At 63.5% G+C, this 26,286-nt stretch carries 28 protein-coding genes and 1 pseudogene; 9 read left to right on the top strand and 20 right to left on the bottom strand.

Annotated features, from left to right (window positions below):
* Positions 1-20 precede the first annotated feature (20 nt).
* Positions 21-746, top strand: coding sequence for a YkgJ family cysteine cluster protein (locus tag ACFQO4_RS14040; RefSeq protein ID WP_500261506.1), 726 nt, complete (start codon positions 21-23; stop codon positions 744-746).
* 173 nt (positions 747-919) lie between these two features.
* Here ACFQO4_RS14040 and ACFQO4_RS14035 read toward each other — a convergent pair whose 3' ends face one another.
* Positions 920-1,393, bottom strand: coding sequence for a TRAM domain-containing protein (locus tag ACFQO4_RS14035; protein WP_500261505.1), 474 nt, complete (start codon positions 1,391-1,393; stop codon positions 920-922).
* Between the two features lie 109 nt (positions 1,394-1,502).
* A complete protein-coding gene (locus ACFQO4_RS14030) occupies positions 1,503-3,233 on the bottom strand; it encodes a radical SAM protein (RefSeq protein WP_500261504.1) in 1,731 nt (576 codons plus the stop codon).
* 208 nt (positions 3,234-3,441) lie between these two features.
* On the opposite strand from ACFQO4_RS14030, the gene ACFQO4_RS14025 reads away from it, so the two are divergent.
* Positions 3,442-3,600 (top strand): DUF7559 family protein, encoded by a 159-nt coding sequence (locus ACFQO4_RS14025; RefSeq protein WP_253437289.1) that lies wholly within the window; start codon positions 3,442-3,444, stop codon positions 3,598-3,600.
* A gap of 159 nt (positions 3,601-3,759) precedes the next feature.
* The gene (locus tag ACFQO4_RS14020) at positions 3,760-4,263 is read left to right on the top strand and encodes an Hsp20/alpha crystallin family protein (RefSeq protein WP_500261503.1); all 504 of its coding nucleotides are present in this window, start codon (positions 3,760-3,762) and stop codon (positions 4,261-4,263) included.
* A gap of 139 nt (positions 4,264-4,402) precedes the next feature.
* Here the strand turns inward: ACFQO4_RS14020 and ACFQO4_RS14015 are convergent, their stop codons facing one another.
* From ACFQO4_RS14015 to ACFQO4_RS14005, 3 genes are all read right to left on the bottom strand, one after another.
* Positions 4,403-5,638 carry an NAD(P)/FAD-dependent oxidoreductase gene (locus ACFQO4_RS14015; protein ID WP_500261502.1) on the bottom strand — a complete coding sequence of 412 codons (1,236 nt, stop codon included), beginning with the start codon at positions 5,636-5,638 and terminating at the stop codon, positions 4,403-4,405.
* Positions 5,635-6,399, bottom strand: a complete 765-nt coding sequence (locus ACFQO4_RS14010; protein ID WP_500261501.1) for a creatininase family protein — start codon at positions 6,397-6,399, stop codon at positions 5,635-5,637. The genes ACFQO4_RS14015 and ACFQO4_RS14010 overlap by 4 nt, the downstream gene beginning before the upstream one ends.
* Positions 6,400-6,495: 96 nt before the next feature.
* Positions 6,496-7,278: a DUF7388 family protein gene (locus tag ACFQO4_RS14005; RefSeq protein WP_500261500.1), complete on the bottom strand. Its 783-nt coding sequence runs from the start codon at positions 7,276-7,278 to the stop codon at positions 6,496-6,498.
* Between the two features lie 274 nt (positions 7,279-7,552).
* Here ACFQO4_RS14005 and ACFQO4_RS14000 point away from each other — a divergent pair, with 274 nt between their 5' ends.
* From ACFQO4_RS14000 to ACFQO4_RS13990, 3 genes are all read left to right on the top strand, one after another.
* Positions 7,553-8,155, top strand: a complete 603-nt coding sequence (locus ACFQO4_RS14000) for a DUF420 domain-containing protein (protein ID WP_500261499.1) — start codon at positions 7,553-7,555, stop codon at positions 8,153-8,155.
* 132 nt (positions 8,156-8,287) lie between these two features.
* On the top strand, positions 8,288-9,298 hold the full coding sequence (locus ACFQO4_RS13995) for a potassium channel family protein (RefSeq protein ID WP_500261498.1): 1,011 nt from the start codon (positions 8,288-8,290) through the stop codon (positions 9,296-9,298).
* 116 nt (positions 9,299-9,414) lie between these two features.
* Positions 9,415-9,792 carry a pyridoxamine 5'-phosphate oxidase family protein gene (locus tag ACFQO4_RS13990; protein WP_500261497.1) on the top strand — a complete coding sequence of 126 codons (378 nt, stop codon included), beginning with the start codon at positions 9,415-9,417 and terminating at the stop codon, positions 9,790-9,792.
* A gap of 93 nt (positions 9,793-9,885) precedes the next feature.
* On the opposite strand, the gene ACFQO4_RS13985 is transcribed toward ACFQO4_RS13990, so the two are convergent.
* The 9 genes from ACFQO4_RS13985 to ACFQO4_RS13945 form a co-directional block, all read right to left on the bottom strand.
* Entirely contained in the window at positions 9,886-10,719 is an 834-nt protein-coding gene (locus ACFQO4_RS13985) for an alpha/beta fold hydrolase (RefSeq protein ID WP_500261496.1), read from the bottom strand.
* 172 nt (positions 10,720-10,891) lie between these two features.
* A complete protein-coding gene (locus ACFQO4_RS13980) occupies positions 10,892-11,671 on the bottom strand; it encodes an ABC transporter permease (protein ID WP_500261495.1) in 780 nt (259 codons plus the stop codon).
* Positions 11,668-12,843 carry an ABC transporter ATP-binding protein gene (locus ACFQO4_RS13975; RefSeq protein ID WP_500261494.1) on the bottom strand — a complete coding sequence of 392 codons (1,176 nt, stop codon included), beginning with the start codon at positions 12,841-12,843 and terminating at the stop codon, positions 11,668-11,670. Before ACFQO4_RS13975 ends, ACFQO4_RS13980 begins: the two co-directional genes overlap by 4 nt.
* 127 nt (positions 12,844-12,970) lie before the next feature.
* The gene (locus ACFQO4_RS13970; protein ID WP_500261493.1) at positions 12,971-14,758 is read right to left on the bottom strand and encodes a bacterio-opsin activator domain-containing protein; all 1,788 of its coding nucleotides are present in this window, start codon (positions 14,756-14,758) and stop codon (positions 12,971-12,973) included.
* On the bottom strand, positions 14,755-15,198 hold the full coding sequence (locus tag ACFQO4_RS13965; RefSeq protein ID WP_312909190.1) for a response regulator: 444 nt from the start codon (positions 15,196-15,198) through the stop codon (positions 14,755-14,757). The genes ACFQO4_RS13970 and ACFQO4_RS13965 overlap by 4 nt, the downstream gene beginning before the upstream one ends.
* Positions 15,188-15,583 carry a hypothetical protein gene (locus tag ACFQO4_RS13960; protein ID WP_500261492.1) on the bottom strand — a complete coding sequence of 132 codons (396 nt, stop codon included), beginning with the start codon at positions 15,581-15,583 and terminating at the stop codon, positions 15,188-15,190. The genes ACFQO4_RS13965 and ACFQO4_RS13960 overlap by 11 nt, the downstream gene beginning before the upstream one ends.
* Before the next feature lie 63 nt (positions 15,584-15,646).
* Entirely contained in the window at positions 15,647-17,980 is a 2,334-nt protein-coding gene (locus tag ACFQO4_RS13955; protein WP_500261491.1) for a DNA polymerase domain-containing protein, read from the bottom strand.
* A complete protein-coding gene (locus ACFQO4_RS13950; protein ID WP_500261490.1) occupies positions 17,977-18,354 on the bottom strand; it encodes a DUF8156 family protein in 378 nt (125 codons plus the stop codon). The genes ACFQO4_RS13955 and ACFQO4_RS13950 overlap by 4 nt, the downstream gene beginning before the upstream one ends.
* Positions 18,354-19,112 (bottom strand): hypothetical protein, encoded by a 759-nt coding sequence (locus tag ACFQO4_RS13945; protein WP_500261489.1) that lies wholly within the window; start codon positions 19,110-19,112, stop codon positions 18,354-18,356. The genes ACFQO4_RS13950 and ACFQO4_RS13945 overlap by 1 nt, the downstream gene beginning before the upstream one ends.
* 284 nt (positions 19,113-19,396) lie before the next feature.
* Here ACFQO4_RS13945 and ACFQO4_RS13940 point away from each other — a divergent pair, with 284 nt between their 5' ends.
* A complete protein-coding gene (locus ACFQO4_RS13940; protein WP_500261488.1) occupies positions 19,397-20,350 on the top strand; it encodes an endonuclease III domain-containing protein in 954 nt (317 codons plus the stop codon).
* Between the two features lie 98 nt (positions 20,351-20,448).
* Here ACFQO4_RS13940 and ACFQO4_RS13935 read toward each other — a convergent pair whose 3' ends face one another.
* The 5 genes from ACFQO4_RS13935 to ACFQO4_RS13915 all read right to left on the bottom strand — a co-directional run bounded on the left by ACFQO4_RS13935 (position 20,449) and on the right by ACFQO4_RS13915 (position 24,784).
* Positions 20,449-21,237, bottom strand: coding sequence for a S1 family peptidase (locus tag ACFQO4_RS13935; RefSeq protein ID WP_500261487.1), 789 nt, complete (start codon positions 21,235-21,237; stop codon positions 20,449-20,451).
* A gap of 128 nt (positions 21,238-21,365) precedes the next feature.
* The gene (locus ACFQO4_RS13930) at positions 21,366-22,121 is read right to left on the bottom strand and encodes a hypothetical protein (protein ID WP_500261486.1); all 756 of its coding nucleotides are present in this window, start codon (positions 22,119-22,121) and stop codon (positions 21,366-21,368) included.
* A 4-nt stretch (positions 22,122-22,125) separates the two neighbouring features.
* Complete coding sequence (locus ACFQO4_RS13925) at positions 22,126-22,773, bottom strand: hypothetical protein (protein ID WP_500261485.1); 648 nt, start codon at positions 22,771-22,773, stop codon at positions 22,126-22,128.
* Between the two features lie 437 nt (positions 22,774-23,210).
* Entirely contained in the window at positions 23,211-24,197 is a 987-nt protein-coding gene (locus ACFQO4_RS13920) for a tyrosine-type recombinase/integrase (RefSeq protein WP_500261484.1), read from the bottom strand.
* Positions 24,198-24,199: 2 nt separating this feature from the next.
* Positions 24,200-24,784: a hypothetical protein gene (locus tag ACFQO4_RS13915; RefSeq protein ID WP_500261483.1), complete on the bottom strand. Its 585-nt coding sequence runs from the start codon at positions 24,782-24,784 to the stop codon at positions 24,200-24,202.
* A gap of 64 nt (positions 24,785-24,848) precedes the next feature.
* Here ACFQO4_RS13915 and ACFQO4_RS13910 point away from each other — a divergent pair.
* Both ACFQO4_RS13910 and ACFQO4_RS13905 read left to right on the top strand, forming a co-directional pair.
* Positions 24,849-25,040 (top strand): annotated as a pseudogene (locus tag ACFQO4_RS13910) (iron-sulfur binding domain-containing protein); the annotation flags it as partial.
* A 268-nt stretch (positions 25,041-25,308) separates the two neighbouring features.
* Positions 25,309-25,623: a HalOD1 output domain-containing protein gene (locus ACFQO4_RS13905; protein WP_500261482.1), complete on the top strand. Its 315-nt coding sequence runs from the start codon at positions 25,309-25,311 to the stop codon at positions 25,621-25,623.
* 85 nt (positions 25,624-25,708) lie between these two features.
* Here ACFQO4_RS13905 and ACFQO4_RS13900 read toward each other — a convergent pair whose 3' ends face one another.
* The gene (locus tag ACFQO4_RS13900) at positions 25,709-26,122 is read right to left on the bottom strand and encodes an EamA family transporter (protein ID WP_500261481.1); all 414 of its coding nucleotides are present in this window, start codon (positions 26,120-26,122) and stop codon (positions 25,709-25,711) included.
* Positions 26,123-26,286: the final 164 nt, after the last annotated feature.

Genomic DNA, 26,286 nt, shown 5'->3' with positions numbered 1-26,286 from the left:
GCCACCGACGACACGTATCCGTGAGCAGCGAATCACCGTCGACGTCACTCGAGGACGAACTCGAGCGCGCCCGTGCGCTGTCGGTCGACGACCTGGCGACGGCCATCGAGTCCATCGGCTTCGAGTGTACTCGCTGTGGCGCGTGTTGTCGAGGACACGGGGAGGACGAGCATACCGCGACGGTGTTTCCCAACGAAGTGCGCGAACTCGGTGAATCGAACGACACCTCTCGAGATGCGTCGAGCGACGGTGACGGCGACGACAGCAGCTACGACTGGCGCGACGTCGCCCGACCGATGCCCTACGGCCTGACCGAGGGGCCGGACGGACTCGAGGGCGAGACCTTCGAGTGGGCGCTCCAGACCGACGACTGCGGAGACTGCACGTTCTACACCGAAGACGACGGCGTCGGCGCCTGTACCGCCCACGATGATCGCCCGCTGATCTGTCGAACCTACCCGTTCAGCGTTGCACTCGCGGGAACCAGCCAGCCGATGGGCGACGCCGTCGACGAGGCCGGGATCGTCCGTGCGTACGAGTGCGAGGGGCTTGGCCGCGATATTTCGAGGGGCGAGGCCGAAGACCTCGCTCGCGCGCTGAAAACTCGGGCCGTTCGCGAACTCGAGGAGGCGATCGCGGTCGTCGAGAACTACTCGCCCGCGGCCGCAAGCGGCGACGAGGCGGTCGTCGTCCACGACTCGGAGGGAGCGAAACGACCGGATGGGAGCCGACTCGAGGACGACTGAGCGGCCCCACGAAAGGACGGGTACCGCTCAATGCCGGGTACGATGCGCTAGCGGCAGTTGCTGTAACTCGTTCGTCGACGTTAGTAGACGCTCGTCGATTCTCGTCGATAGCTGATAGCTGATGGCTGGTAACCACCGAAACCTGGGACGGGACGGGATCTCGACAAAAGCGGTCAGAAGGTCTCCTCGATAATCTCGCCGACGGCGAAATTCGACTTGACTTCGCTGACCTCGATCTTCACGCGGTCACCAACGTCTGCACCGGGGACGATGATGACGTACCCGCGTTCGACGCGAGCGATCCCGTCGCCCTGTTTGCCGATGTCTTCGATCTCGACGTAGCGGGTTTCGCCGACGTCGACCGGCGGCTGCGGTTCCGACGGCGAGGTCGTCCGTGACGACGCCGTCCCCGAGCCGTCGGCGCCGGTCCCGGTCCCAGTTCCGGTCCCGCTGGCGCTCGCAGTTCCAGCGTCAGTATCGACGCTCGAGGCCGCGCGTTCACGCGAGATGAGCGCAACACGGAGCACCTCCCCGGGTTCGACGTCCCCCGTATCGATCTCCTGACGCGGTATTTCGATGACGTAACGGTCGTCCTCTTCCGACACTTCTGTGCTAAACAGACACAGGAGTTTTTCAGATATTTCCACAGGTAGACCCTCGATTTCAGTCTGCATCGCATGTGTAATAGTACTACCGACCGATATCGCCCAATTACGGACTCGATCGGCCCGAAATGCCCCCGATTCGGGCTGGCCGTCAGTCCACCGCGGAGGGCTGAGAGAGCGTCGCGAACACCGAGACGTCGACCGTCGACTCGAGGTCGGGCATCGATTCGTGGGGTCGATCGACGATGATGTCGCCCGCAGTGCGGTCGCCGACGCCGGGGATCGCCGTCAGTTCGTCCATCGACGCCGCGTTGAGGTCGAGCGGGTACGGGACGCCCGTGACGGATCGGTAGCCGTGATCGACGACAGCCACGTCGATCGTCGATCCCAGCGGGCGCTCGCCGGGAATCCCGACCAGCAGGGGATAGGTCCCCAGCTGGCGGCCGAACGTGTGGCCGTCCTGGTGGTACTCGAGGTGGACGTCCGACAGCACGGTGCCGGCCGGTGCGACGCGCTCGAGCATCGGGTTGTCGACGGTCTCGCGGACCTCGCGCTTGTACCGCTTGAACAGCTTCTTGTGCTCCCTGGCGATGGTGGCTCCGGTGTCTGACATCTCGGTACCGTCGAAGGCCATCACCTGCCTGATGTTCACTCGCCGGAGCATCAGCCCCTCGTCGTAGACCTGCCTGAGAAACTCGAGGTTGTGGTCGTAGGTCTCCTCGCGTTCCTCGAGCAGGCCGTGGAGCAGGTTGATGCCGGGGAGGAGTTTCGGAAGGCGGGGCGGCTTCGCGTCGAGGTCGGCCGGCAGCGAGGGGCCGCTCCTCGGCTGTTCGCCGGGTCGCCAGCCGCCTTCCTCGTTGACGACGCGAACCGCCTCGAGACACTCCTCGGCGGAGACGTTGAGGTTGTTCGCTTCCTGGACCACCGGGTCCGCGGATTCGAGGCCGAACGCGGCCGTGTCGCCGGGCGTGTTGTGTTCGGCGATGATCCGGATCCCCTCTCGCGAGGCCTCGGGCCAGTTCGCGATGGTGATCGGATTCATGTTGTCGAGGTGGAGCGTCTCGATGTCGGGGGCCACCTCACGGATGCCGCCGTAGAGTTCCCGGAGGGCGTCGGGGTTCGGGGCCTCTCCGTCGCCGCCGTAGGCGAGGATGTCGGCCTGGCGGCCGAGTCGGAAGTGCTTCACGCCGTGGGCCGAAAGGGCGTCGACCTCGTCGATAACGGACTCGGGTGGCCGGAACGAGGGGTTGCCGTACAGCGGTTCCGTGCAGAACGAACACCGGTAGGCACACCCCCGCGAGGTCTCGAGTTCGCAGATGAGGTAGTCCGGATGGTTCGGGTGCTGTTCGACGATGAACGCACCTTTCCGGGCCCACCGCGTGACCTCGGCGACGTCGCGCATCCGGTTGTTGAAGCCCTCGAGACCGCTCTCGAGGAGGTCGTAGACGGCGGCCTCGACGTCGCCTTTGGCCACGAAGTCGAAGTCCAGGTCCTGGCGCTCGGTCTCGGTCGCCCCCTCGTTGGCGTCGCCGACACCGAACTTGACGGGGCCGCCCATCAGGCTCGTGCCACCGGCCGTCCAGGCCAGTTTCCGGACCTCGTCCGGTTCGGCGGGCGTTCCCCCGACGTACTTACCGGGGACGGTCATCCCACCGAGGTAGATCAGCAGGTCGGCCTCGTCGACGTCCCGCCAGCGGTCGGGAACCTCGCGCAGGCCGTCGATCGTGTGGTAGGTAATTCGCTCGGGCGGAACGCCGGCGTCGACGAGCGCCCCGGCCGTGTAGCGCGGGTACGTCGACACGTACGGCGGGACCCCGAAGTGAGCCGGTTCGTCGACGTAGCCGTCGACGATGGTCACCGCGAGCGTTTCGGGGTCGGTCATGACTCGAGGTAGCGCCCCGAGGCGTAAAACCGTGACTGTCCGTGAGTCGCGTTCGGCTGCGGCGACCGTGATCGCTTCTGCGTTCGTGATCGCCCTCGTATCCGTTATCGTCTCGATGACCGTAATCGTCCCGCCACGTCGCTGTCCCCCGCTCGCCTTCGGTGCCGCGAACCGTGCTTTGATACCGCTGCCCGCGTTACCGTGGCGTATGCCACCGACGAAGGAGATCGCGTGCACGGACGAGGACTGCTTCCTCGACATGTTCGAGAATCATTACACCTACGACGTCCCGGAGGACCACGGCGTGAGCGACCTCTCGTGTCCGGTCTGTGGAGGAACCGACTGTCTCGAGGAGATCGAAGTATAATTCCTCTCGGAGTCGCTGGTCACGTCAACGCGTCGAACAGCGTCTGACGTTTATTTAGAAGATCCAAAAAGAATAACAAGGTGGACATGGTATCGGTATACAGGGGAGCCCTCCCACCAGTACAGGCCGCCCATCCCACTCCCCGCGAGGTGACAACAAGTGAGTCTCAGATCGCTGCGCGAAACCGTCGGCGACACGCTTTACCGACAGGTCGGTCGCGCACGCAGCCACGTCCAGGAGCACCGTTCACTACCCGTCGACGTCCTCGAGAGCGAGGAGTCGTATCTCGTCGTCTTCGACGCCGCCGGCGCCGAACCCGGGGACCTGCAGGTCCGGTACATCGACGGCACCGTCAAGGTACGAGTCGAGCGCTATCGATCCTACCACGACGGCTTCGAGATGCGCTTTCCCGGTCGCGGGATGACCCTCGACGGCGAAACGACCCTGCCCGACGACGCGCTCGTCAATCCCGACGCCGGCACCGCGACGCTCACCGACGTCGGAACCCTGCAGATCACGATTCCGAAGGAGGGCTCTATCGATAGCGACGGGGCCGAGGAAGCCCCGGCGGCCGCCGAAGACGACGCTCTCGAGGGGAATCCCGACGCCATGGCGCCGTCGGATCTCAAGCCGGGCGCCGAGCAGGTCGTCGTCGACGATTAACCGGGCTGTCAGCGGTCGTTTTCTCGCTTTCGGTCTCGAATGTCTCTCTCCGGCACAATCGATCGGTATCGAGTCTCGAGCGACGCCAACCGCCCGCCCTCGAGTTCGAATTGGAACGGAGTGCGTGATCGGACACCCACTACCGTGGCTCGTCTTCGATGGCCATTCCCTCGACGACGTCGAAGGATTCGGTTCCCGAAAACCGGGTGGGATCGAATGTGGGAATTCCCTCGCCGCCGAGGATCTCGTCCGCGACTCTGGCGCCGATGGCCGGCGCGCGCATGAAGCCGTGACCCTGGAACCCCGTCGCCACGTACAGGCCGTCGTGGCGTTCGCCCACGAGCGGGTCCCCGTCGGGCGTCGCGGTGCAGACGCCGGCCCAGGCGCGGGTGATCTCTGCCTCACCCAGTTCGGCCTCGGGGAACCGGTGGGCGACGCGCTCGCACAGCTCGTCGGCGAATCCGGGGTTCGCTCCTCGCTCGTAGTCGTCGGGATCGATCTCGCGTTCCTCGGTGCCGTTGCCTGCGAGGAGTCCGTCCGGATGCGGGCGGGCGTAGAAGCCGTCCGTCGCGTCGTAACACATCGGCTCCGGGAGGTCCCCGGTCGCCGTCATCGCCTGGACGCGGTAGGGTTTCATTGCGATGGGGAGGCCCGCCGCCTCGAGGACGGCCTTCGTGTGTCCGCCGGCGGCGACGAGGACGGCGTCGAACTCGCGTTCCCGCTCCGTCCCCTCGCGAACCACACGCGGCGGATCGACGCGAACCTCGACCGGCGCGTTCGTCTCGACGGTCGCGCCCGCACCGCTGGCCGCGGCGGCGAGGCAGGCCGTGTACCGCGCCGGGTCGGTGTAGCCCGCGGCCCCGGCGATGCCGGCGACGGCGACGTCGTCGGTTCGCAGGTGCGGAAACCGCTCGTCGAGTTCGTCGGCGCCGACCTCGAGGGCCACCACCCCTCGAGACTGCATCGCTTCGATCCCCTCGCGGATGTGTGCCGCTCGCCGCTCGTCGCCCTCGCGCGCGAGCCAGACGTACGGACACTCCACGAAGGGGAAGGTGTCGTCGCTCGAGAGCGACCGGAAGCGCTCGATCGCCGCCGCGCCGATCTCTGCGTCGAGGTCGTCGGCGAACGCGTTGTAACAGACGCCGGCGGCGCGGCCGCTCGAGCCGCTGGCGACCTGCCCCTTCTCGTAGAGCGTGACGTCGGCGCCCTCGCGGGCGAGGTCGTAGGCGGCTGTCGCGCCTACGGCGCCGGCACCGACGACGGCGACCTCGAGGCCGGCGCCGCGGTCGACGAAGGCGTCGGTGCCGACGGCGAGTTCGGGGTCCGTCGGGTGCCCATCGCCGCCGTCGGTCGCGTCGAGTCCGTTCCCCTTCATACGTGATCCGCGGGCCAGCAGTCCTCGAGCGATCGCTCGGCCAGCCAGTCGATCAGCGCGTGGAGTTCGTCGCTGGCAGCCTCGAACAACCGTTCGCCCTTCTCGGGGTCGGCCTGGGTCGGTTTCCCGACCGCACCGCTCTCGGAGAAGTCGATGGTGTCGAAGCCGACGTTCGCGCCGTGGACCGACTCGCTCCAGCCCTCGCTGGCGCCCGATTCGGCGTCCTCGAGTCGATCCGGTCGGATCAGGTCCTCCCGGACGTGCCAGAGGACGCTCGACTCCATGGCGTCGGCGTGGCCGCCGTTCTCGTCGAAGAAGTCGTCGGCGAGGTCGCCCACGCCGTCCCACCAGTTCCACGGCGGCGCGAAGGCCGTCTCCTGGTCTCGGAGCGTACGGGCGACCCGGTTTAGCGCCGCCGAGTTCCCGCCATGGCCGTTGACCACGACGGCCTTCCGGACGCCGTGTTCGGCGAGGCTCGAGAGCGTCTCGCGGACGTATCGCTCGAAGGTTTCCTCGGCGACGTAAAGCGTCCCGTCGAACTGGCGGTGGTGGACGGAGACGCCGACCGGCACCGTCGGGAGCACGACGGCGTCTTCGCGGCCGGCGGCCGTTCGGGCGAACGCCTGCGCGGCCATGTGGTCCATGCCCAGCGGCAGGGCTGGGCCGTGCTGTTCGGTGCTCCCGGTCGGGAGGACGGCGACCTCGGCGGCCTCGAGCGCGTCGACGGCGTCCGTGGTCGTCTGTTCGGCGAGCAGTGTCATGTGCCACCGTGGGCGTCGGGGGCACTTACCTGTAGGTGGTTTCTCGCTGAAACGTCGGCTCGTGTCGGACCGTCGATTGTGGATTTGGGCCGATAGTCACTCGAGCAGCGACTCGAGTCCCTGGGCCGGGTAGCCGACGACCGTGGTCGCGCCCGCCTCCCGGAGCGCGTCCGTCCGCTGGGCGACCTCGCGTTCGGTTCCTACGAGGGCGTAGTCGTCGGCGGCGGCGAGTAGCACCTCCCGCGCCCGGCCGCTGGCCGTCGCATCGACGGGTGCGCCCTCAGGAAGCGCTCGCGAGACGGGCCGACGCCTCGAGACGTAGGCGCCCACGGCGTCCAGGACGGCGTCCTCATCGTCGGTGAGAACCGTCGGCGCGTAAACGGCGATCTCGCCCGGAAAGCCCGCTGCGCAGATGGCCCGGATCTCGCGCTCGGTCGTCCGTGAGAGCAAGTCGTACTGGTTCGCGCCGGTCGCCATTGCGACGCGCTCGACGCTCTCGGTGCCGACCCAGGCGTCCGGCGCGGCCTCGAGGGCGGCTCCGAGACGCGGAGCGACCGACCGGTTTCGCTCGGTTTCACTCAGGTAGGCCGGGTGGCCGGCGACGAAGACGCGGCCGACGGTCTCGGGCAGCGTCGAGAGCAGGGAGTCATCCCCCAGCGGGTCGAACCCGTCGGCGCGGACCGGGGCCGTGATCCGGACGTCGGCTGTTCGGGCGAGCGCCTCGAGGGCCTCGGCGCTCGGCAGGTGGTCTCGTCCCTCGTAGTCGACAGCGACCGTGTCGACGGGGACGTCTCGGGCGTCCAGAACGTCACACTCGGCGGGTTTGACGGCGATGCCGTCGAGGCCCGCTCGCGCCACGGCGGCGGTGCTCGTCAGCATCGGTCGTCACCTCGAGCGTCGGCTAGACGGCTGTAACTAGAAAACACGCGGAACTCGATCCATCGTCTGTGCGACCATGTGCTCGACCCTGGGCGGTACGCGAGCAAAAAGGTGGCGCTCCGCGCAATTGCGACCGCGAACCCGCGCGCCAACGTGAGTGGACGCTGCGGAGATTTTGGTGCCGGGCTCGAGCCGCCTCGAGAGGCAGGTCCAACGACAGACGGCCAGCGGGAAAAGGGCAAGACAGATACGAAACGCGTCCAAATCTCCGGCAATGGCCACCGCAACCGCGACCGCGAAACGGCGGATCAAGAACAACCCGCTCCGGGCGACGATCCTCCTGACGGTCGTCGGCTACGGACTCGTCCTCGGGACGTTCCTGCTCGACCTGCCCATCTACCCCGACCTGACGAACGCGCAGGTGAACGTCTTCTCGAGCGCGATCGCGCTCATCAACGCGACGACGACCGTCTTCCTCGCCGCTGGCTGGTACTGGATTCGTAACGGCGAGGTCGAGAAACACCGCCTGGCGATGGTGACCGCGTTCGCGCTCATCCTCCTCTTCCTCGTCGTCTACCTGATTCGGGTAGGCGGTGGCGGGACCAAGTCCTTCGTCGGGCCCGACCTCGTGCGGACCGCCTACCTGCTCATGCTCGCGATCCACATTCTGCTGTCGATCGTCGCCGTCCCGCTGGTGCTCTACGCGCTGTTGCTCGGGCTGACGCACACCCCCACGGAACTGCGCCGGACGGCCCACGCTCGAGTCGGTCGATTCGCCGCCGGGTCGTGGCTCCTGAGCCTCGTTCTCGGCGTCGTCACGTACCTGTTGCTCGACCACGTCTACAGTTACGAGTTCAGTTGGCTGGTCGTCGGTTGATCGCCGACTGACCGCTGACATCGGTTCGCGCACTCGAGTCGGCGCCTCGAGCAATCGTCGATCGGATAGCGGGTTCGACAGTGGGCATTGTCACGCGATCCTTTGACGGGTATCGGCGTCGTGAAACGAGGTATGCAATGGCTGTACCTCGGACTCGGCGCCGCCCTCCTGGTCGCCGTAATCGTCGACATCATCTGGACGACGCTCTGGGTCGACGGCGGCGCCGGCCCGCTCTCGAGGCGACTGACGACGGGTACCTGGCGGATACTTCGCGCCGTGGGTCGGAGCCGACCGCGAGCGCTCAGCACGGCCGGCCCGCTGATCCTCACCCTCTCGCTCGCCATGTGGATCGGCATCCTCTGGTTCGGCTGGACGTTCGTCTTCGCCGCCGGCGACGTCGCCCTCGTGAGCACGCGTAACGGGAACCCGGCCGACTGGCCCGGACGCTTCTACTACGTCGCGTACACGATGTTCACCGACGGAAACGGCGATTACTCGCCGACCTCGAGCACCTGGGAGATCGCGAGTTCGTTCACGACGGCGACGGGAATGGCGCTCGTCACCCTCGGCGTTTCCTACGTGATCACGGTGCTGGGCGCCGTCTCGTCGAAGCGATCGTTCGCCAGCGACGTCACGGGACTGGGGAACAGCAGCGAGGAATTCGTCAGAACGGCCTGGGACGACGACTCCTTCGAGGGGATCGAGCGCCCCCTCGAGTCGCTCGCGACGCAGTTGAGCCAACTGGCCGAACAGCACAAGTCCTACCCGATCTTGCACTACTACCACAGCGAGCAGGGGGATCGGGCCTCCGCGATGGCGGTGCCGATTCTCGACGAGTCGCTCACGCTCCTCCGCCACGCCGTCGAGGAGGAGACCCGGCCGAACGAGGCGATCCTCACCCACGCCCGCTCGAGCACGGACGACTACCTCGAGACGCTCGACTCGGCGTTCATCGAACCGGCTGCGGAGGCGCCGCCGCCGCCGGATCTCGGCCGCCTGCGCGAGGCCGGCATCGACACGGTCTCGGACGACGACTTCGAGCGGACCCTCGAGGAATCGGAGACTCGGCGCCGGCACCTCCTCGGTGTCGTCAGAGCCGACGCCTGGTACTGGCCGCCGATCGAGGAGGACGGTGAAGACTGACTCGGAGCGGAAGGGGGAGGGGGGTGACTCGAAGCAATCGGAAGCATCGCCCTTTTCCACAGCGAAGACTCGCATCTGGTGGCGGCTTTTTATCCCGACTCGTCGACGGAGACTCCATGAAGATTCGCGGCTCACTCTCGAGGGCGGCAATCGACGACTATCTCGACGAGGCGACGATTCCGCTTCGCCTCGCCTGTCACACGCCTGTAGGCCGTCTCTGGATGCTCTCGCTGTGGTTCCAGCACCGCGACGGCGTCTTGCAGTGTGCGACCGGCACGGACGCCGACGTCCGCGGGTCGGGGACGGCGACGGTCGACCCGGACCCCGAGAAAGCGGTTCTGCGCAGGCTGCTCGAGCGGTACCTCGGCGGGGCGGACTCGAAACTCGCGCGCTCGTTGCTCGACGAGGAACGAAGCGAGGTGACGATCACCGTCGACCCAGACGTCGTCTACGGCTGGGATTTCAGCGAGCGGATGACCGACGCGGTCGAGTAGTCGAGCGAGCGGCCGTGATATCGCTCCGGTCGAACCGGCGGCCCGAACTCGTCCGTATCCACGCCCGCGAGGTCGCGAGCAAGCGCCGACCGGCTAGCTCGCTTCCTCGATAAACGCAACCACCTCGTCGACGAACCGATCCGGCGCGGTGTGCATTGCCATATGTTGTTCCCCAGAGACGGTCACGATCCGACTGTTGGGGAGCGCGTCGTCGACCGCCTTCGTCGCATCCCCGTAGAACGAGGGGCTCTCACCGCCGGTCAGCAACAAGGTCGGCGCAGTCACGTCCGCAAACCGGGGTGGCTGAAACTCGTATTCGCCGATCGTCTGTAATTCGCGAGGGAGCGTGTGGGCCGCGTCGACCATCTTCTGCCAGATGGGCGTCGAACGATGCATCTCGACTTCATCCGGCGAGAGGCCAGCGATTTCGCTTTCGAACAGGACGAGTACCCGCTCGTTCTCGCCGCGGTCCAGCAGCGACTTCAGTTCGATGAGTTCCGCAGCAACGTCGAGTTCGTTGTCGCCGACCTGGATCGGCGGTTCGTACAGGATCAGGGCGTGCAGGTTGTCGGTCAGTCGGGCGGCCTCCAGCGAGTACAGGGCGCCGCCGGAGTGGCCGAGCAGCGTCACTGGTTCGTCGATCGACTCGACGACCGCCGCCACGTCCTCGGCCTCTCGTTTCAGTTCGTACGCGGTGGCGTCGCCGCTCTCGCCGCGACCCCGTCGGTCGATCGCGTAGACCGCATAGCGATCCGCGAGTGCGGATCGGACGCCGCCCTCCTCCCAGAATTCACGAACGTCGCCGTTCCCGTACACGAGCACGAGCGGCGGTCCGCTTCCGGTCCGTTCAAACGCGATCTCGGTTCCGTCAGCGGACGTGACGGTTTCCGTTTCCGGCCTCCGATTCGGTGGTGTCGCTTCGGTCATGAGGTGTTCACCCCCGTTTGCTACGCGGCGAGATATCATGGTATCATCCCGTGAAAGATCGGCAGGAGACGACCGGCACTCGACCCGATCTGGGCCGTCAACGCGCAATGCGTGCCGAGAGACCCCAGTATCGATCGAACGGTTCGGCGAGACGGCGTGAGCGCGCCCGAGTTCAGTCCGTCTGCGGAATCGATCGAGCCCCAAGCGCGAACGCCAGGACGGCGAGCGCAGCGAGGACCGCGAGGTTCCCCAGCGCGGGATCAACCCCGGCGACGCCCGCGGTGCCCGACGCCGCCCCCGGATACGTGACCGCGCGGACGCCGCGGGCGAAGTACGTCAGCGGCGAGAGGGCCACGACCGGTTCGAACCAGCCGGGCAGTTGCTCGAGCGGGACGAACGTCTCGGAGAGAAAGAGCAGGGGAAGCCCGAGGGCGTTGCTCGCGGCGACGGCGCCGTCCTGGGAGTCGGTGTAGCTTCCGATCATCGCCCCGATGCCACAGAAGCAGACGACGCCGACGAACACGTACGGGACGATCAGCGGTGAGTAGACGATCTCGGCGCCCGTGAGGACGACGACGAGCGCGAGGATGAGCAGGCTCGCGAGACCGATGATAGCCGCGTTGACGACGGTCTGGGAGCCCAGCCACTCGGCGCGGGAGAGCGGGGTCGTCGCCAGTTTCTCGAAGCGGTTCCCCTCGCGGTGGCGGGCGACCTCGCTCCCGAGCCGCGAGAACGGCGTGAAGAGGACGACGACGGCGAGGTAGCCGGGGACGTAGTAGGCCGCCGGCTCGGCGAAGAGGCCGCCGCCCGTCGGATCGGTTCGCACGAGGGCGCCGAAGATGACGATCAGGATCACGGGGAAGAAGAACGTGAAGAAGACGGCAGTCCGTCGACGGGCGAACGATCGCCAATCGGCGTCGATCTGGGCCTGGAGGCGGCCGAGGCGGCTCATCGTTGCTCACCTCCTTGATCGAGGACCTCGGTAGTGCGCTCGTCGGTGGCCTCGAGGCACTCGCCACCGTCGGTCGCCACCTCGTCGCGCGCTCGTCCGTCCCGTCCCGGTTCGCCTCCGGCGCTCACCGAGCCACTCTCGAGGTCGCCCGCCAGCGCCAGGTAGACGTCCTCGAGGCTCGGTTCGCTCCACTCGAGGCCGGTGTAGCTCACGCCCGCGGCCTCGAGTGCCTCGACCACGCGGCCGATGTCGGTCGGCGGGAGGTCGCGGACGACGAGTTCATCCGGGTTCAAGTCGACGGCGTAGGGCAGCGACTCGAGGGCGGTGGTCGCTGCGGGGACGTCGCTACCGGCTCCGGTATCGGCGCACTGGCGATCGGTGCTTGTGTCGGTGTCCCGCCGATTGGGCTCGTCGCCGTCGTCGCCACCGTCGCCCGCCAACTCGAGTTCGATCTTCAAACGACTCGAGCCGCCGTGCTCGGCGACGAGTTCGGCGGGCGCTCCCTCCGCGAGGAGCGACCCGTTCGCGAGCAGGCCGACCCGGTCGGCGAGGCGCTCGGCCTCGGCCATGTCGTGGGTCGTCAGGACGATGGTCGTCCCGCCCGCCGCGAGGTCCTCGAGCAAGCGCCACACGGTTCGTCGACCTGCGGGGTCGATGCCGGTCGTCGGCTCGTCGAGAAAAAGCAGGTCGGGGTCGTTGACCAGGGCCGCGCCGACGCAAACCCGCCGTTGCTGGCCGCCGGAGAGGTTCTCGTACCACGTGTCACCTGCGGTCTCGAGTCCGACGTCCTCGAGGACGGTTTCGGGGTCACGCGCGTCGTCGTACAACCCGGCGTAGTACGCGAGCAGTTCGCGCGCGGTGAGTCGATCTGGTGGCGAGAAGTCCTGTGGCAGGACGGACAGCCGGTTTCGATCGACCGCCGACGGCTCAGTGCCGAGGATCGTCACGGATCCCGAGTCAGGGTCGGTCGTGCCGGTCAGCGCCCGGACGAGCGTCGTCTTTCCGGCCCCGTTGGGCCCGATGAAGCCGACGACCTCGCCCGGATCGACAGTCAGCGAGACGCCCGAGAGCGCGACGGTTTCCCCGTAGGATTTCTCGAGGTCGTCGGCGTCGACGTCGAGGATTGGCTCTCTCCCGTCGCTTTGCCTCCCATCCGTCCTGGACCGGCTCATACGAGCGCGTAGCCAGCGGTCGGGGGTAAGCGGTTCGATTGTGGGCTCGAGTGTGGGCGTGATTGCGTTTCGAGCGGATCTCGAGCGCGTCCCGAGTGTGTCTCGGGTCGCCCGTTCAACGCGTCGACTACTCGCCGCCCTCGTCGGACTCGGACGCCGAAAACACCGAATCGAAGAACTTCTGCTCGGCCGCTCGCAGGTGCTGGGTGAACGTCGCCGGCGAGATGTCGAGGCGCTCGGCGACCTCCTCGCCCGTGCTCGTTCGCGGCCACTCGAAAAAGCCCGACAGGTAGGCCGTCTCGAGGGCCTCGTACTGTCGGTCGGTCAGCTTCGTCTCGAGTAAGCCCGGGCTGGGAATCGACGGACTCGAGCGATCGGCCGTCCGCTGGGCGGCATAAGTCGCCCCCGGACAGATCGACTCGACGGTCTCGATGACGCGCGCCGTCTCGCTCTGCTGGGAGAGTTCGATGACCAGGCGAAACGTCCCGTCGTCGATCCGGGCGGACTTGACGCGGCCGCCCCGGGACGCGACCGTCTCGAATAGCTCGATGTCGCCCGTCTTCGTGAGTTCGAAGTCGTACTCGTTTCGCCCGGGTGTGAGGACGCGAAACTCCTCGAGGTCGTCCGTGCGATCGATCGCCGAACCCAGCTCCTCGTGGTCGATTCCCTCGGCGGAGCCGTACGCCAGAATGCGATCGCCCGATCGGATGAACTGCTCGATCGTGACTTCGGCTGACTCCTTGGCCGTCGCCTCGACGAGTGGTTCGATCGCACCCTCGACCCGGAACTCGAGTTCGAGGACGGCGTCCGAGAGGAGCGCGTCCTTTCGCTCGAGCGCCGCGATCGCGTGGCCGATGACGTCGCCGAGTCGGCCGAGGAGCGTCTGCTCGTACTCGGTAAACGCGTGTGGTCGAGACGAGTACACGTTCAGGATGCCGTATCGGACGTTGTCGTGGAGGATCGGGATCGCCGCCGACGATCGGAACGAGCGCTCCCGTGCCGAGTCCCGCCAGGGTTCGTAGGACGAGTCGCGCTCGATGTCTCGAACGACCTGAATCACCTCTGTCTCGATCGCGAGGGCGGTCGGTCCGCTGCCGTGTTCGCCGTCGTCGTCGGTGATCGTGATCTCGTCCAGGTAGCCGTCTTCGACGCCGGCGGCCGCCCTGGGAACGACCTGGGGACCGCCGGGGCTGACGTCGCCGATCCAGACGAACCGGTAGGCGTCGTCGGCGGCGAGCCGATCGCAGACTGCCTGCTCGAGCGCCTCGCGACTGCTGGTCGTGATCGCGTCGCGGGTGATCTCCTGACCGATCCGGTTGAGTCGGTTGAGCGCCTCGAGTTCCTCGCGTCGGCGCTCGCGTTCGATGAGTTGCTCGTGGCGCTTGATGGCGTGAGCGATCGTCCGAACGAGCATCGGGCTGGTTACCTCGTCTTTCACGAGGTACTCCTGGGCACCCCGCGAGATGGCTTCGATTCCCGCGTCGCTGTCTTGTAGTCCGGTCAGGACGATGACCGGGACCGTCGCGTCGCTCTCGAGGACCGCCGTCAGCGTCTCGAGTCCGGCGCTGTCGGGGAGGTTCAGGTCGAGGAGGACGACGTTGATCGGGGTGGCCGACGCGGATACAGATGCAGACTCGGATTCGGACTCGGACGCGGACCCAGGGCCGGTCGGCAGCGTGGCCCCAGAACCGTCCCCGTCGGTCGACGACGTGGCTCCGGCGTCGGGGGAGTCGAGGTACGCGAGGCCGTCCTCGAGTCGCGTCTCGTGGTGAACGACCGGCGACTCGCCGTTCGAGGAGTCCGATCCGAGTCGACGATTCAACTCCTCGACGCCCGAGAGCATCTCCTCGATGAGACGGGCGTCGCCCGGATTGTCCTCGATGAGCAAAATCTCGAGGGAGGCGTCCCCGCTCATTGATCCTCCGCTGGCGGCAGGTTGACGACCGACAGCCAGAAGCTTTCGAACGACCGAACGACCTCGATGAACTCGTCCGGGTTGATCGGTTTCGTGAGGTAGGCGTTCGCGTACTTCTCGTAGGACCTGACCACGTCCTCTTCGGCCTCGGAACTCGTCAGGACGACCGTGGGAATGCGTCTGAGCGTGGGGTCATCCTTGAGTTCCTCGAGCACCTCCTCGCCGTTCTTCCGGGGCAGATTCAGATCGAGCAGGATCAGGTCGGGACGGGGAGCGTCTTCGTAGCCGTCTCGCCGGTAGAGGAACGACAGCGCGTCGACGCCGTTTCGGGCGACGTGAATCGTGTTGTCGATCCGTCCCTCCTTGAACGCTTCCTTGGTGAGTCGGACGTCGCCGGGGTTGTCCTCGACGAGCAGTATGTCGATCGGGTCAGAGTGCATGAGTAGTGTCCTCGTGTCTATCGTCGTTCTCGTGGTCCCGTTTCCGTTCGTCGTGGGCGGCGGTCGGGACCGTGAACTGGAGCGTCGATCCCGTCTCGAGCGTCGTCTCGATCCCGGTATCGCTCACCGCGATCGTCCACACGTGTTCGTTCCGCGTCGCGTCACTATGAACGCTTGGTGGCCTGGTTTCGGCGTCCGTGATCGCGGCGTCGGTCGAGTTCGTCAGGAGCGGTCGCGGTCGGCGTTCGTCACCGACCACGGTCGGCAGCGACGCGACCGTCACCGCCCCATCGCGCTCCCCGGTCATCACTTCCGGTTCGGCGACGGTCTCTCGTCGACCCAGGTGAGCGCACCGGTCGCCGGATGTCTGGTCCCTGCTCGCCATCGCTAGCGTCGAAAAGGTGATCTGCTCGGGTAAATGTGGCGGTCGAGACAGTCTACTCGTCGCTTATCGGGTAAATACCGACAGCGAAACCGTCCGATCGTCCTCGAGGGCGCGCTGGATCCGCGACCGATCCCATCCCAGGGCGGCGGTGACGCTCTCGGCCGCGCGGAGCAGCAGGGCCGCGTAGTAGTCGACGTCGTATCCGTCTCGCTGTTTCCCGTCGGAGTCCGATACCGTACGCTCAGGGCGTGCATCTGCACGCTCGAACGCGAGACGTACGCGCTCCTCGGTTCGCGTCGCACCGTCGTCGACGACGACGTACTCGACTGTCTGCCCCGGCCGCCGGGGGACGTCGTGCCGTTCGTACCGACGCAACGCACCCACGACGTGCGTCTCCTGGCTGTACGCCTCCAGCGGTCTCGAGACGCGTTTCGCGATCACCAGCTCGTCGCGGTCGATCGTGCCGCGACGGAGGTCGCCCAGCCGACGAGCGAGGTAGTCACAGACGGCGGCCGGGTCGCGGGTCTCGTCGAGCACCTCGAGAAACTCCTGCTGGCAGTCGGCCACGAACGCCGGCGTGTGGCGCTGGCGGCACTCGAGGCCGCGGACTTTGAACTCGCCGGTCGTCCGTTTGCCGACGTACTTCGTGAGTGCGCCGGCGGCAACGCCAGCGCCAGTGGCGGCACCAGCGCCGGCAGCAGCATCGATCGCGGTTCCTGAACCACTTCCGCTTCCGTTTCCGCTCCCGCCCTCGCCGCCGCTCGATCCCCGCAACGGCACGAAACACACCCACTCGTAGCGTCCGTCGTGCTCGATGTCGATACCGACGTCGCGGCTGATTTCGGCGATCACACCCTCGAGCGGATCGGGATCGTCGACTCGTGGCGTCACCCAGAGGCTGTCGACGATGCCGTGGACGATCCGCCAGCCGGCGTCCTCGAGGCGCTCCTTGGCTCGGAGGGCGATCTCGCGGGCGTAGGCGTTGATCGCCTCGTGGCACTCGATGCGCCCGAACTTCGCGTTGCGGTAGCCCTGGTAGCCGAAACAGGAGACGAGCACCCACTTGATCGCGCCGGACTCGGCCCGTAGTCGAGTAACCTCGTCCTCGCCCGGATCGTCGCGCAGGCGGCGCTTGCAGGCCGCCCGGCGGTCGAGCAGGGGGCGCAACACCGCCGGGAGGAAGCCGTCGGTCCCACAGACGTCGTACTCGAGTCCGGGCACCTTCTCGTCCTCGCGGCCGGTTCCGAGGGTCGGACGGACGTCCCGGCAGGCGCCGTCGCAGCCGACGGTCTCCGGACTCACGTTGTGTCGGCAGATGATCCGCGGGTACAGCGACGCGAAGTCGAGTTCGTGGACGTCCTCGTGGAGGCCGACCTCGGGGGCGAACGTGAATCCGCCGCGATCGGCCGCGTGGAGCGTCGAGACGTCCTTGAACGTCTCGGGCTCCCACTTGTTGAGCGGGGCGGGAACGCCCCACGCCCGCGCCTCGCGGATCTGGATCGCGGTCAACACCGTTCCGATGCTGGCCCAGGCGGCTTCCTGAAGGGGTTTTCGCGACCGCTGGACCAGGTACTCGAGCCCGGCGAGCCCCGACTGGTGCCACAGGAAGCTGTTCGATCGGTCGACGATCGCCCGGCCGGGAACCCGGTATCGCGCCGGGGAGTGGCCGATCTGTCCATAACTCGCGTACGTGCTCTCGCCCGCTAGCTTCGTCCAGCCGGGGAGCCGACCGAGGTGGACGCCCTCGAGGCCCGCGTCGGCCGCCGCCCGCTCGACGGTCGGCACGAGGTCGCCGTTGCTCACCACGAGCACGTCGGGATCGCGGCGCTCGAGTCGCCGCCCGAGCGACCAGAGGACGTTCGCCGGGTCGCTCATCACCGATTCGCCGTCGATCTCGAGGCTCGAGAGGTCGCCCGACGCGAGCGCCCGGTCGTCGATCCCGATCTCGAGGGTCCGGAGGGGCCGACTCGGCGCGGGGTTGACTCTCTCGTCGAGACAGTACCGAAAGCCGGGCGTGAGATCGACGTCGAACAGGCGGAGGGTCCCGGGAGCGTGGTGTTCGCGACCGTAGACGCCTCGAATTTCGTCGGCCAGCGTCCGAACCTCGTCGACGCGCTCGAGGCCGACGCGGAGCATCTTCGAGGGGTCGTCGGCGTGGTGAGCGTGCAGGCTCGGGTACCGATCCTCGAACGTCGTCTCGCAGACTTTGGGATCCGAGGCGAGGGCGTCTCGGAGGGCCTCGAGGGCCTCGAGCGGCCCGTCGACGAACAGCGCGGGAACGTAGTCGGTGCGTTCCTCGAAGGTCGCGCCCGGAAGGTCGTCGTCCGAATCGCCGTCCTCGCCCTCGAGCATCCACTCCCTGACGAGGTCGTCCTCGAACTCGAGGGTGAAGGTCACGGCCGGTCGCCTCCTCCGATGCTGGCTCTCGATTCGGCGTCCGTGTCGGCGTCGGCTCTCGAACCGGCGTCCGTGTCGGTGTCGATGTCGCTGTCAACCTCTGTCTCGAGCGCATCCAGTGCCGACTCGATCGTCGCCACCCGCGCCTCGAGCCGCCGGGTCGCCGTCTCGTGGGCCACCAGTAGCGACAGCACCAGCGCTCGTTCCGGGTCCGCCGCGTTCGCGTACCCCGCCGCGTCGGCCACGTTCCGCGCCCGCTCGAAGAGCCGATCGAAGTCGGCCTGACGCTCTCGGCGCAACGCGCGTCGCATCGGTTTCCAGTCGGCCTCCAGCCGCCGGAGCGCGTCGCGGTAGGTGGGGTTGGTTCGCCCCATCAGGCGAGCACCCCCTCGAGGGGGTCGATCGACGGGTGGTCCGTCCCCGCCCCCGCCCTGGACTCCCACGGCCGCTCGGGATCGACGGCCCCGAAGAGGTCGACCCAGTAAGGAATCGTCGTCTGCCAGACGGGACCGTGCCAGTAGCCCATCGTCTCGAATCCCTCCCCCTCGAACCGCAGCCCCTCGCGGGTGCGCGTACACTCGATGGTCGAGTCCGCCGCGGTCTCGAGGCGCTCGAGGGTCGCTCCGGGGACGTTAGCACCCGCCGTGATCACGACGGAGCACTCGAGTCCGCGACCGAGTTCGCCCAGGACGGCGAGCGTCGACGCGAGCAGGTCCGTCCGCTCCCACTCGCGGAGGTCTCCATCCTGGTAGAGCGAGGCGACGTTCGGCGCGACCACGAGCGGGGTGTCGGCGTCGGCTCGTCGCACGACCGCCCGGACCAGCGAGTGGTGCTGGTAGGCGGTGAACGCTCGGGCGATCCGCAGTCGCTCGAGCGCTCGGCCGGACCCCGGCGCACACTCGTAGAGGGCGTGTGTCGAGGCGACGTTGCCAGCGTCGATCCAGTAGGCTCGACCGCGGACGGCCTCCGCCGCCGTCGATTTCTCGGCCGGGCGGTCCGCTCGCTCGGGAGACGCACGAATGTCGGCCAGATACTCACAGACGAGTCGGTGAACCGCGGCCGACCGTCGTGACGGCGTTCGAAGCAGCGTGAGTCCGGACTCGAGCGTCGAATCGTGTGCGATTATCGTCATGGCTATCCGATCGGTCGAGAGCGGCCGGGATAACCATCGGGGGGCCGTTTCCGAAATTTCCGATAACTGCCGAAACACTCATATCGGGTCTCTCGGAGCGTCTAACGCGGAAAACGTTCTTTCCGAAATCGTTTCCGAAACTCGAGGGCAGCCGTCGACGAATCAGCGAACTGGCGCACTGTGAACCTGACGCTCCGACGACGAACTCGAGGCGCCCGGCGAACCGCCGCCCATCGACCGCCGATTCCGGCGCCGTTTTGTGACCGCAGCGGCTACCGTCGAGCATGGGAGACGAGGCCGATCCCGAACCCGCGGTGAACATCAGCGGCGGCGCCGACGGCGGCGGCACGGCAGCCACCTTCGACCCCGCGACCGCGGACACGCGGGCCGAACTCGTCGTCGACCGGTTGGGGGAGCGATACTGGCAGAAGACCTACGGCGGACAGGACGCCTTCGAGTGTCTCGTCCGGACGATTCTGAGCCAGAACACGAGCGACGTGGCGAGCCAGCCCGCCCACGACGCCCTGCTCGAGCGATACGGTGGTCTGGAGACGGAAACCGACCTCGCGGCCGCGCTCGCCGACGCCGAACGCTCGAAACTCGCGGAGACCATCCAGCCGGCCGGGCTGTACAATCAAAAGTCCGAGGTCATCCAGGCCGCCGCCGACTGGGTCCTCGAGCGCTGGGGCTCGGCCGCCGCTTTCGACGCGTTCGTTCGCGAGAGCGACCCCGCCGAGGTCAGGCAGACGCTGCTCGGGGTCTCGGGCGTCGGACCGAAGACGGCCGATTGCGTGCTCCTGTTCGCCGGCGGCCGGAACGGCGTCTTCCCCGTCGACACGCACGTTCACCGCATCTACCGCCGCCTCGGAATCGCCCCGGCCGACGCCGACCACGAGGGGGTTCGCGAGGTGCTCGAGCGGGAGGTTCCGGCGGAGAAGTGCGGCTTCCAATCAGAGTCTAATAGACATATGATAGACTCAACAACTGAGGACTTCTCAAACGGCGGAACCTACATTATTGACGGTGAAGAAGTGGATTTCCGAAGCGGTGGGGTTCCTCCTGAAAAGTGTGGATTCGGGCATACAGCATCGATTCAATTCGGACGGGAGTATTGCACAGCACGCAAACCTGCTTGTTTTGAAGGACCAGAAGCATGTCCCCTCTACGACCTTTGTGACCAAGTGGGGGTGTACCCTGAGGAGGGAGAGGTCATTGACCCTAAAGAGACAATAGAATAATCACCCACAACCCGTGCCCCGTCAAAATTAGATTCGGAGCGGGTCCCATCATGTGTAGAGCAGGGGGTGGATGAATTCAAGCAAGAATCCCTTCTAAGCTACACGTTATAGGGAATATCATTTTCGTCAAGGAAATCCGCCAGTTCCGAAGCATCCACAGCATATCCAATCATCACCTGAGTAAGGGAGATGAACCGTTGCATCAGATCTGCAACAAGCTGTGACTCCGAGAATCGTTGCCCATTTCCATGCTCATCTTCCGCTGTGAAGTTCACTCCACTTCGGTTATTAGCAAGTGCTTCCAGCGCAGAGTGCTGGAACTGTGTAAATGGAGCATGTTTAGCAACTACAACCCCAATAATTCCATCATCTTCTGACAGAAAGAGTGGACCACCTGAATTCCCGTCATTGAACGCCCCGTTAACAACAAGTTGTTTGACAGGTCCTGAGGAAGTTCGTTCCTGACTAAACCCAGAAAGATAACCAACAGATAGGAGGGGAGAAGGTCCTGAGTGACCTAATGGGAAGCCCCAAGTTGAAACCTGAGCACCGACATCAAAGTCAGCATCGAGTTCCAACCTTAAGTCGCCACTCGGGTCTTCAATCGGTTCCAGCACCGCCAAATCCCTGTCTGGGTCCACAGTTTTGTTGGAGAAGTTCACTTGTTCCCCTCGGGAAGATCGAGCCAGTATACCACCTGCAACAGCACCCTCAACTACATGAGCATTAGTAACGACGTATCCACTATCCAATAAGAATCCAGTACCCTGCGATTGAGTATGTGGACAAATTATTTGAAATACAGAATCAATGGCTTCTCTTCCTTCATCCCCCACAGCATCACGAGTCCACTGGGTTGAGGTGGGCATTCGATTATTGTCAGGCATAATAACTTGTTAGTCGGGGTTACATATAAACGGTGCGGCGGCGGAGTGAAAGTAAAACAGGCGAAACTTGGATACGGCCTTGCCTCGCGCACACGCACCTCAAGGGGCAGGATTCTAGGTAGAACTAGCTATTTTGATTCTCTTATCTTTGCCAATGTATAGAATAGAATACTTGATGCCTTGCCTGCCTTCACCTGATATTCCGCCATCTCTTCTTCAGAGGGATTCACTTCAATGGAATGAGCGCTTGCATCCCCCTGTGCCTTCAGCTCTTTAAGCAAAGTTACTATATCTTCGTCCAGCCGATCTGAAAAGTACTCAAGATCCTCCAAACTACTCTCGAGGTTTTCAATTAATTTTGAGAATCGCCTAAACTGTCTCTTATTCGTATTATAGAACAAGTCGATCCGATTAGCTGTTAGCCCATATCTCGTTCTTAGAATATCTATTAAAAGATTCTCTAACAGTTTTCTCGTTAGTACAAGAACAGCATCATCAATTCCCTCTCTATAGCTTTCATTGATATTATCGACTAGATCTTTGTAAAATTCATCATCTATATGTGATATGCTGAGAAAAGCAATATCCTCGCCTCTGCTTTTGACAGTTCCAATCTTTTCTTCGTAGTATCCCAGGCCCTGAAGAGTTAAACGGTACCCATTGCCATTTTTGGATATAAGATTTTCTCTTTTTAGGTATCTAATGTGTGCACCAATACTCTGAGGTGAGATTTCTTTAAGCCGTGATTTGTCGATTGTGTCATATATGTCCTGACTTGTTATGCTGCTTGTTTCTTCGATCTGATCGTGGTAATATACTACCAACCCAACAAGATCCCGATTAGTCGACGGGGTTGCTTCCTTGATGATTGTCTCAAAATCCATACGCTCAGGCTGCTAGAGTCTCCATTAATTCCTCTGCTTTGTCTTTTCCTAGTCGCGTAACACGGAGTTTCGTTCCGCGTTTCTCCCCATCTTTATTAAACATCGCTTGCCAATTTTCCTGGTTATAGATATAGTCAGTTCTATTGCTAAGACCTGACTGTTCAAGCGAGTCAGAAAGTTCGCTTGTTTTCATCCATTTCTCACCGTAGCACTCCTGCCAGATTGTAGTGAGAATGAGTGACGCATTGAGTATCTTTTCTCCTTTGGTCTCACCTGGAATATCATCCGATGTAAGTATTCTCGGTGTCACTTCTTCATCTACTTCGAAGACACGGATGAATTCGTCCTCGCTTACATCAATCTCTTTGAGAAGGGGGCGGAGGATCTCTCTACTAATTGTTTCTACTGACGATGATGGTGAGCCACTATCAGTTTCTGTGAACTCCGCTAGGACTGCATCCTTAGATTCAGTAGATTGTTCTGGTTCAGGGTTAGGTTCCTGTGGTGTTTCGACGTCTCTATTTATGGCCAATTCAGGATGGTCCTCTAGAAATGTGGCTAGATCGTCGAGTACCTGCGTATAATTGTCCTCTTCAGAGGCTTCAATCTGTGCTGATAGAGCACCATGCTCTAATGTCAATTTGAGTTCCATGTTGGTTCGGGAGATGAACCGACTTGTAAATAATCTTTCCCTTAGGCGGCTAAATACTGGAACGGCCTTGCCTCGCGCACACGCGTAAGAAAGGACGTAGTATAACTATAGTATAGTACTTCATGTCCCTGGTAATGCTTCATCACCATGGGGCCGGAACGCGCGTGGGGAGGGGCAGATGGGATTGGTGCTCAGCAAGTTGCGTCTCCCGACCTATAGAACCACACCTCCACAGAAGGCGACAAAGGCGTGTGAGCGGATTTTGCAAGTTATGAGTGTTCGGGGCCATATCTTCACTAGAAAGCGAACAGGAAGGCTATGAGACACCTTAGAATCAATCCTAGTATGAGTGTGGGTTATCAATCCAGGCGACTGCGATCTTACTTAGATAGAGAATCTGTCACTTGAGAAAGTATAGTATTGGTATTAAACCCGTTCTAATCATCTAATTCAATACTCGGCCCATGCTGCCGCCATGCATCCCGCACGTCTTCCTCCGTGACCTGAAGGTACCGCTCTGTCGTCTCAATCTTACTATGACCGAGGGCCTTCTGTAACCGTCGAGTATCCATCCCGTCTTTTATTGCTTCTACGGCGAACGAATGACGGAGCGTGTGAGCTGTTACCTCGTGCTTGTCGTTACCGTTCTTATCTGTATACATCACTGCCTGTAACCCCGCGTTCTCGGCAGCAGTCTTGACCACTCGAGTGATAGTACGAGGTGACACCTTCACACTCTCCTTAGTCGGAAACAGATACTCAGATTCATCTGAAGTGAGGACTGCATTTCGATCTGACTCAACCCAGATAGTCATCAAGGTATCAAGGGAGGGCTGGTACCACACCTTACGGTTTTCTTCAGTTTTCTCCGCCCGAATCTGAATTGCCCGTTCTTGTCGATATATGTCTCCAAGTCGGATCTCAGCAAGTTCTCCCCGTCGAACTCCCGTCTGAAATAGGAGCCGAACAATGAGTTCGTTTCGTGTAGTAGGATTAGGAACATTCTCGACTAACTGTCTTACTTCATCGGGTTTCAGGTAGTGAAACTCTTTGCGGATTTCCTGAGACTTTTTAGTACCCTTCTTGAGGTGCGACCAGCCACTCAGATCGAGATCTTCTGCGGGATTTTCGATTCCCACTGGCACCTCCAGACCCTCCTCATGGGCTTCAATCATCTTCTGATAGAATTGACTGATAGCAGCCCGTGTCACGTCGATGGTGTCGGGCGCGTAATTGTCTTTGACCATCCCACGGAGATAGAGCCGTAGGTCCCCCCTGTTTGCCTCCCACAGGGTCTTATCCCGTTCGTCGTTGAGGTAATCATGCCATTGATTGACGCATCCCTTATATCGGAGAGCAGTTCCCTCTGTCCGCTCCATTGCCTTGCGGTCATAGAATTCCTGTATCGCAACATCTGCTTCCATACTCAGGCCTCCTTATACCACAGAGGTTCACGTCGTTCCATGGCGTTTGTTCCCGTCTCTACCTCCATCTCCATGCCGCTTACTTCGACAATTTCTGTTTCATCTCCCTCAATTCCCTCATAGTCGATACGCTTGACCACAGAGGTGTTCTTTGACAGCTGTTCGAGGGTCACCCTTACCTCCGATTTCCCTACTGCAAGGTCGTTTGCCAGGTCCACTGCACGGACAGCGCTCTGTGCCCCCTCAGGAAGCGCATCGAACACTGCGGCAGTGAAGGACCGTTCTCCCTCGAAGTGTGCACCAGAGGTGTGCATGGCGTCTGTAGCGGTCTCGACGGTCTCTTCAAGATCTTCAAGACGTCCTTGCATGTTCTCCATGACCGTGAGAAGCTCCCCCACCCGTTCGTCGGTTTCCGAACCACCAGGGGTAGCACCTCGAGAAGGGGTGTCCGCAGCCATGTCACGGGCGACTGCCGTCCGAATCATATCGCTCAAGTTGTTGTATTCGTCGGATTCCTCCACATACTTGTCCCATTTCTCTTTCTGTGATTCACTCACTCGTAAGTTGACTTGCACCCTGTTGCCCATGTGAACCAATCAAAACGCAAACCACTTAGTTCTGTCTATCATTTTGCTATATGATTTAGACAAGAAGTGCGGCTTCGGCCACACCGCCAGCATCCAGTTCGGCCGAGAGTTCTGCACGGCGCGCAAGCCGGCGTGTCTCGAGGACCCCGAGGCATGCCCGATGGCCGACGTCTGCGACCAGGTCGGCGTCTACCCCGAGACGGGAGAGGTCGTCGACCCGGCGGACGCTCCGGAGGCAGCGGACGGGGAATCCTGACGTCCGACCGTTGCTCGAGTCCGCGGTGTAATTCGTACATTCCCACTAGATTGGTCGAGATAATAAGCAGAGGTCGTTCACTTCAGTATGTGAATCGAGAGAGGGGACGCCGTAAGACAACGTCCCCGGGGCCGTCGCCCGCACGCCCCCCGTTCGGACTTTATTTTGTAGGACAAATTCGTGTAACGCGTCTCACAAGCCTTTATTGTCTATTCCAGCATAGCAACTGGTCCGTCACACGATGTGACTGTCTCCACAGCTGATACACATGACCGCACCATCATCAACCCACCCCGGTACGCCCGTTGCAACCGTTCCACGAACGACGTCGTTCACCCACGACTGGGCGGACGGCGACGACGACCTCGCGACCAGGATCGTCGAGGCCGTCGCCGAGATAACCGACCAGGACGAAACCCACGTCGAGCGCCTCTACGACCGACTCGATCCGGACTCGCTCAACAGCCTCTTTTCCCGGACCGACACGAATCGGTACGCCGCGGACGGCCTGGTGATGTTCACGCTCGAGGGGTGTACCGTCACCGTCTACGGCTCCGGGCTGGTCGTCGTCCAGCGGATCTGAGAGGTGGGCGATTCGTCGCTCTCGTCACGAGAGTGAGCAGCACGCTCGAGGAAATCGCGAACAGCCCGCTCGAGGCGAGAGGACGTCAGTTCGCGAGCAAGACGACGGCGAGGACGGCGAACCCGATCCCGGCCGCGTTCTGGATCGTCAAGGATTCGCCCAGGACGACGACGCCGACGATCGTCGCGACGACGAAGTACAGCGCCGAGATGGTGGCGACGACGCCGACCCGTCCGGCGCTCAGGCCGGCGTAGAACGCGACGGCGCCGACCCCGGCGAAGACGCCGGCCGCGAGGGCGTATGTGACGCCCGTTCGCTCGAGCGCCAGCGGTTCGTTCTGCGTGGCGACGTAGCCGAGAGCGATGAGGACGCTCGCGGCGTAGGAGAGGATCATCGCGAGTTTCGGGTCGATCGTCCGGGTCGCTTCGTTCGCGAGGACCGTCCAGAGGCCCCAGGCGCACATGGCGAAGACGGCGAGGCCGATCGCGTGCTGGCTCATGGTCGTAGGGGGGACGGGGTGGAACCAGTAGTTTGCTGTCCGACGTCGCTCGAGCGATCTGGCGTCGACGCCGCTCGGGCACGTCCGAAACGACGTCCCTCGAGCGATCCGGCATCGCCTCCCAACACGACGTCCGGGCCGGTTCCCAGTCGGTGGGAATCTGC

Source organism: Saliphagus sp. GCM10025334 (assembly GCF_042663485.1).
Lineage (GTDB): Archaea > Halobacteriota > Halobacteria > Halobacteriales > Natrialbaceae > Natronosalvus.
This window is presented reverse-complemented; position numbering and strand designations above follow the sequence as displayed.